This is a genomic window from Thalassobacter sp. (genome assembly GCF_982993085.1).
On the sequence record NZ_CEZFMW010000158.1, the window covers coordinates 1 to 6007 of the forward strand.

Here is a 6007-nt window from a genome sequence, read left to right on the forward strand (position 1 = left end):
ATGCCCACCACCCGCGAAACCATCCTGACCGCCCTGGCGGACCTGCTCAGGACGATCCCGCATGTGCCAGTTCTGCGCGGGGAAGTCTTGCCAGAACGCATCCCGCCCGCAGGTCTCATGATCTTGCGCGACGGCACCCCGGGCGAACCGGGCGTGACGTTGTCGCCGCTGACCTATCATTTTCAGCATCGGGCTGAACTCGAGATGATCGTGCAATCAGCAACGGATCGGGACGCCCTTTTCGACGCACTTGTCGCTCAGATCGGCGCGGTAATCGCCGCAGACCGAACTTTGCGAGGTCTATGCGACTGGGTCGAGCCGGAGGCTGCTGAACCTGTCGATCTTCCAGTCCAGGGCGCCGCCTCTCTGAAAGCCGGAATCATTCCGATCACCCTCCACTACGCGACCAGTGACGCACTGGGCTGACGAGACCAATTCAAGGAGTATCACCATGGCACGAGCCCAAGGGGCGCGGGCGCAAATGGCGCTTGCGTTCGAGACGACTTATGGCACGTCGCCTGCGAGCGGCTACACCAAGATGCCTTTTGCCAGCACGACGCTGGGGGCAGAGCAACCGCTGCAGACATCGGAACTGCTGGGCTATGGCCGCGATCCGCAGGCCCCGATCAAGGATGCAGTGACGGCGGATGGCGATGTGGTCATCCCGATTGATGCTGAGGCTTTCGGCTTCTGGCTGAAGGCTGCGTTTGGGGCGCCCATGACCACGGGCGCGGAAGCGCACTATAGCCATGAGTTCCGCTCAGGAAACTGGGCGCTGCCGTCGTTCTCGGTCGAAACCGGGATGCCCGAGGTGCCGCGCTATGCGATGTATTCCGGCTGTATGGTCGATAGCCTGAACTGGCAGATGGCGCGCTCTGGGCTGCTGACGGCCACGACCAGCATTGTGGCGCAGGGCGAGACCATCGCGACGAGCAACGCGGCAGGCACGCCCGCAAACATCGCGCTGAAACGCTTCGGGCATTTCAACGGAGCGATCACCCGGAATGGGGCGAACATCGGTAACGTGGTCTCCGCCGACCTGACCTATGCCAACAACCTCGACCGCATCGAGACGATCCGGGCCGACGGCAAGATCGATGGCGCAGACCCGTCCATTGCGGCCCTGACCGGCAATGTCGTTGTCCGCTTCGCTGATCAGACGCTGGTGCAACAGGCGATCAACGGCGAGGCCTGCGAGCTTGAGTTCTCCTACACGCTGGCAACCGGCGAGAGCCTGACCGTTACGGCCCACGCTGTTTACCTTCCACGCCCGCGGATCGAGATCTCGGGCCCGCAAGGTGTACAGGCCACCTTTGATTGGCAGGCGGCCAGCGATCCCGTCGTGGGCCGGATGTGCACCGTCACCCTGACCAACGCCCGCGAGGTTTACTGACCATGTTGCGATTGAATCTCTCTACTGAGCCGCGCTGGCTCGACTTGGGTCATGGCGTTCGCCTGCTGGTGGAGCCGCTGACCACCGCCATCATGTTGGCCGCACGGAGCGATCCGACGATCATCGCAGCAGCAGCAGATTCTGGAGGCAGCGCCTCCAACGATGACCTCGCGCGCATCGTGGCCAAGGCCGTTGCCCGCATCGTCGTGAAGGATTGGGAAGGCGTGGGCGATGAAGACGGCAAGCCACTGCCTCTCACGCCCGAGGGCATCGACGCGCTGCTAGAACTCTGGCCAATCTTCGAGGCTTTCCAAACCCGCTACATCGCAGGCGCGCTTATTCTGGATGCGGAAAAAAACGCCTGACCGCTCTCGCCGACTGGGAGTTCGGCGGGGGCGGTGACTATTGCGCCGCATGCCTATCCGTTTGCGCGGAATGCCCGCGCACTTTGTATAAACCTCTCACCCTGGAAGGCTGGCAGGTCTGGGATCTGGTACAGCGCCTCGGCGGACAGGTTCGGGTGGCTGGTGGCATGAGCGGCAGCGCTGTCCTGGGCTGGGACATGGGCGCGGCCCTGCAACTCGGCGCCGCACTCGGGCTCCCGCCCCTCATCATCGCGGAACTCTTGCCTCCCATTGAGGCCGTGATGGTGCGCAAGACCAACGAAGAGATCGAACACCGACATGGCTGAGAAAAAGGTATCCGTCCGCCTCTCCGCGACTGGTGGGCGCCAGGTGCGTGCCGAGTTGGAAGGCGTCGGCGAGGCGGGTAGCCGTGGCTTGGGGCGTCTCTCGCGCGAGATGGACCAGGCCAACGCACGCATGGCGGCTTTTGCCCGCCGGGCCCGGATCGCGGCGACTGCTGCTGCGACTGCCTTGGCCGGTGCCGTTGTCGCCATGACCCGTTCGACGGTTTCCGCCGCCAACGAAATCGGCCAACTCAGCCAGGTGGCGAATGCGACCCCAGAGGTCTTCCAGCGCTGGTCGGCGGCCTCGGCCACTGTGGGGATCGAGCAAGAGAAACTGGCCGACATCCTGAAGGACGTGAACGACCGGGTGGGAGACTTCCTGCAGACGGGCGGCGGTCCTATGGCGGATTTCTTCGAGAACATCGCGCCAAGGGTGGGCGTGACGGCAGACCAGTTCGCCCGGCTCTCGGGGCCGGAATCGCTGCAACTCTATGTCGACAGCCTCGAGCGGGCGGGCGTCAGCCAACAGGAGATGACCTTTTATCTCGAGGCCATGGCGTCCGACGCCACGCGGCTGATCCCGCTCTTGCAAAACGGTGGCGCGGAGATGACCCGGCTTGGAGCACAGGCGCAGGCGCTTGGGGCGGTGCTCGATGCGGACGCGATTGCCGCGATGCGTCGATCCGAATTGGCGCTGGTCAGCATCGGCCAGGTGTTTACTGGAGTGCGCAACCGGATCGCTGTCGCACTAGCACCCACACTGGAGGCCGCGGCCAACGCCTTTGTATCTTTGGCGGTCTCGACCAGCCCGATCAGCCGAGCCTTCGATGCGGTACTCGCCAATCTCGACCGATTGGCGATCTACGCCGGGACCTTTGCCACATTCCTCGCCGGACGTTGGGTCGCGGCGATGGCCGCCGCGGCGCTCTCTGTCCGAGGCCTCGCCACCACGCTGGTGGTCCTGAAGGGCGCGTTGATCCGCACCGGCATTGGCGCGTTGATCGTTGGCGCAGGCGAGCTGGTTTATTGGTTCACCCGGTTGGTCTCCGGCGCAGGCAGCTTCGGTGAGGCGATGCGGCTTTTGAAGGATGTCGCCGTCGAGGTCTGGGACCGGATCAAGATGGGCGCCAATGCCGCGGGATCGCGCGCCACGACCATGTTTTATGATCTCAAAGCCGATGCCGCGACCGGCATGGCTGGGGCCATAGAGAGCGTCGTGGCTTTTGGCAACACGACGGCGAATACCTTCGAGGGTGCACTCTTGGCCGTCCGCGAAATCTGGTCGCGCTTGCCGGATGTGATCGGCGACCTGGTCTTCTCGGCTGCCAACCGCATGCTCGACGGGATCGAGGCCATGCTGAACGGCGCGATCCGCCGGATCGACGCCTTCACCGGGCGCATTCGCGATGCACTGGCCGCTGTGGGCATTGAAACGACCTTCGGCGAGATTGGCGAAATCAGTCTCGGCGATATTCCGAACCCCTTCGAAGGCGCCTCAGCCGATGCTGGAACAGCCGCAGCAGAGGCGTTTCGGCGCGCATTCGAAGATAACCCGCTCACGGCCCCCGACCTCGGCCTTGATGGCATTGCGGCGGATTCACTGGAAACGGCCAATATTTACCGGCGTGCCGCCACGGACCTCGCGAATGGCGCGACGGCACCGCTTGTCTCCTGGGGCGCGCTTCGCGATGCCGTTGCGGGCACCGGCGAAGAAGGCGCGGCTGCGCTGGATGAGGCGACTGCCTCAGCAGATCGTCTGTCGGATGCCATGGGGCGCGCAGGAGGGGCAGCGGGCAGCGCCGGGGATCGGATCGCCACTGGGTGGCGCGCGGTCTCAGAATCTCTTCAAGCCTATGCCGCAGATGCCCTGAACTGGGGCAGAGGCCTCGGCGAAACCCTGACCGGTGCCTTCAGTGGCGCAGAAAGCGCATTCCGAAGCTTCGTCGAGACCGGCAAGTTCGACTTCAAGGGCCTCGTCCGCTCGATCCTGGCGGACCTTGCGGTTCTGTCGTTCAAGCGCGCGGTGCTGGGGCCCATCGCCTCGGCGCTCTCTGGCATCTTTGGTGGCGGGTCCGTCGCGGCGGCCGTCTCGCATGCGGGCGGCATCGTTGGGCTGTCAGGCCATATGCGGCAGGTGCCCGCGATGGCCTTCGCTGGTGCCCCCCGGATGCATTCCGGCGGTTGGGCGGGTCTCCGCCCCGACGAGGTCCCGACGATCCTGCAGCGTGGGGAACGGGTGCTCAACCGGCGCGAGGCGGCTAACTATGGCCGGGGCGGCAGCACTGGATCGGGCGTAACCGTGAACATCGACGCGCGCGGGGCGCAGATGGGTGTGGCCGAGCAGATCGATGCACGGCTTCGGGCTGCCATCCCGGAGATCGCCCGTATCGCGAAAGAGAGCGTGGCCGATGGGCGACGCCGGGGTCAGGTGATCTGAGATGGCCATTCCTGTCTTGCCGCTGACGCTCGTCACCTCGCTCGAGCGGCGATTGGTTACGTCTGTCGCCGAGGCGCGCTCGCCCTTTACCGGCACGTCCCAGATCCAAGATTGGGGTGCATCGTGGTGGGAATACCAGATCGAGATGGCGGTGACCCAAGGGGCTAATGCTCGGCGGCTTTCGGCCTTCTTCACCGCCCTTGGTGGACTGCGGGGCCGGTTCCTGTTCCCCGATCCATCGATCGAGGTGCCGTTGGCGGCGGGCAATCCCTACGTCACCGAGGCGCAGGTTGCGGGATCATCAACCCTGCGCACGGCCGGATGGGGACTTGGGCTGCGCGCCGGGGACTTCTTCCAGCTGGGCAGTGATGCCACCACGCGGCTTTATCAGCTGACGGCGGATGTGACGCCCATCGGCAGCGAGGCCACGCTCGCCTTCGTGCCGCCGCTCCGGGCCTCAGTCCCGGTCGGCACGCTTCTCGGCCTTGATGCCCCGTCGGTCCTGTTGCGGCTAACGGCCGCGGTCCCCTCGGTCATCGGTCGGGCGGATCAGTACCGCTTCACGATCTCCGCCCGCGAAGCCCTTTAACCAGCGAGGGCCCTCTGATGAGCCGTGATTTGACCCTCGCCTTCGCCACTGCGCTGGCCGATCAAAGCCTGCGGCCTGTCATCTTCTTCGAGGGCGAGTTTGCGACGGGCTGGGTTCGGATCTGGTCAGGTCTGGGAGAAGTCAGCTGGAACAGCCAAATCTGGGCGGGGGCTGGGTCGCTCTTGGGCCTTGGCTCCCTAGACGAAACCGGCGAGGTCGTGGCGGGCGGCACGGCGGTGTCGCTTTCCGGCGTGCCGCTGGACCTTGTGCAAATGGCCATTGATGAGGCGCGTCAGGGTCTGCCGGGCAGGATCTGGCTGGGGCTTATGGCCGAAGATGGCAGCATCATCGCTGATCCGGTTCAGGCCTTCTCGGGCCGGCTCGATGTGCCAGAAATCAAGGATGACGCCGACACCTGCACGATCACGATCAGCTATGAGAGCCGGTTGATCGACCTGACCGTGGCGCGGAGCTGGCGCTACACCCTTGAGAGCCAACAGGTGCTGTTCTCCGGCGATCTCGGTTTTGAGTACGTCACAGCGATCCAGGACCGCGAAATCACCTGGGGGCGCGGATGATGCGCTCCCGCGTTGACCACTGGGAACGCCTGCTTGCATCGGCGATCGATACCGCTCGGGCAAAGCCCTTTGTCTGGGGCGTCCACGATTGCCCGACCTTCGCTTTTGAGACGCGCATGATCCTGACCGGCGGTGCGGATGTCGCGGCCCGCTGGCGCGGGCGCTACACCACCGCGCTCGGCGGCGAGCGTGTTATGCGCCGCCTGGGCTGGGCCTCGCTTGAGGACATGGGCCGCACTCTCTTGGGCGAACCGCGCCCCGCTGTTCTTCTCGCTCGGCGCGGCGATATCGTTCTGGCCGACACCGGTCTTGGCTTCGGCAT

General features: G+C 65.0%; 8 protein-coding genes. All 8 read left to right on the plus strand.

Translation table 11 applies throughout. From position 1 onward, the window contains the following. Positions 1-426 (plus strand): acyl-CoA transferase (locus AC4GMC_RS16830; protein ID WP_487877020.1); only part of this gene is annotated, 426 nt, incomplete at its 5' end. A 25-nt stretch (positions 427-451) separates the two neighbouring features. Beyond that, positions 452-1393, plus strand: a complete 942-nt coding sequence (locus AC4GMC_RS16835) for a phage tail tube protein (protein WP_487877021.1) — start codon at positions 452-454, stop codon at positions 1391-1393. 2 nt (positions 1394-1395) lie between these two features. Then, positions 1396-1758 carry a phage-derived protein YdaY family protein gene (locus tag AC4GMC_RS16840; protein WP_487877022.1) on the plus strand — a complete coding sequence of 121 codons (363 nt, stop codon included), beginning with the start codon at positions 1396-1398 and terminating at the stop codon, positions 1756-1758. Positions 1759-1841: 83 nt separating this feature from the next. Then, the gene (locus tag AC4GMC_RS16845) at positions 1842-2084 is read left to right on the plus strand and encodes a DUF7697 family protein (RefSeq protein WP_487877023.1); all 243 of its coding nucleotides are present in this window, start codon (positions 1842-1844) and stop codon (positions 2082-2084) included. Then, complete coding sequence (locus AC4GMC_RS16850; RefSeq protein WP_487877024.1) at positions 2077-4518, plus strand: phage tail tape measure C-terminal domain-containing protein; 2442 nt, start codon at positions 2077-2079, stop codon at positions 4516-4518. The genes AC4GMC_RS16845 and AC4GMC_RS16850 overlap by 8 nt, the downstream gene beginning before the upstream one ends. A 1-nt stretch (position 4519) precedes the next feature. After that, positions 4520-5107, plus strand: a complete 588-nt coding sequence (locus AC4GMC_RS16855; protein ID WP_487879380.1) for a hypothetical protein — start codon at positions 4520-4522, stop codon at positions 5105-5107. A gap of 17 nt (positions 5108-5124) precedes the next feature. Then, on the plus strand, positions 5125-5685 hold the full coding sequence (locus tag AC4GMC_RS16860; protein ID WP_487879381.1) for a hypothetical protein: 561 nt from the start codon (positions 5125-5127) through the stop codon (positions 5683-5685). After that, positions 5682-6007: DUF6950 family protein (locus AC4GMC_RS16865; protein ID WP_490391478.1), on the plus strand; the 326-nt coding region annotated here is incomplete at its 3' end. The genes AC4GMC_RS16860 and AC4GMC_RS16865, both read left to right, overlap by 4 nt.